This is a genomic window from Mesorhizobium sp. M1C.F.Ca.ET.210.01.1.1 (assembly GCF_004791585.1).
Classification (GTDB): domain Bacteria; phylum Pseudomonadota; class Alphaproteobacteria; order Rhizobiales; family Rhizobiaceae; genus Mesorhizobium.
On the sequence record NZ_SRUU01000179.1, the window covers coordinates 1 to 314 of the forward strand.

Genomic DNA, 314 nt, shown 5'->3' on the forward strand with positions numbered 1-314 from the left:
GTCGTCGGCTACGATACCCAACCGAAATTCTCCAGCGCGCTCAACGCCGACATCGCGGCGCGCGGCGGCCGGGTGATGGTCTTCGTCCATGGCTACAACACCGGTTTCGACGACGCCGTCTATCGCCTGACCCAGATCGTGCATGATTCCGGCTATCCCGGGACACCGGTGTTGTTTTCCTGGGCCTCGGGTGCCAAGACCACCGACTATGTCTATGACAAGGAAAGCGCCAGCAAGGCAAATACCTTGTTTCGGTCAACCTATGGGTTTATTTGATGGTTATGTTTCGAGCCTGACTCCCACAGGCGTGAAAG

1 pseudogene is annotated in these 314 nt (G+C 57.3%); it reads left to right on the forward strand.

Features of this window, described 5'->3' with window-relative positions:
• Positions 1-240 (forward strand): annotated as a pseudogene (locus tag EN853_RS33480) (alpha/beta hydrolase); the annotation flags it as partial.
• Between the last annotated feature and the right edge of the window lie 74 nt (positions 241-314).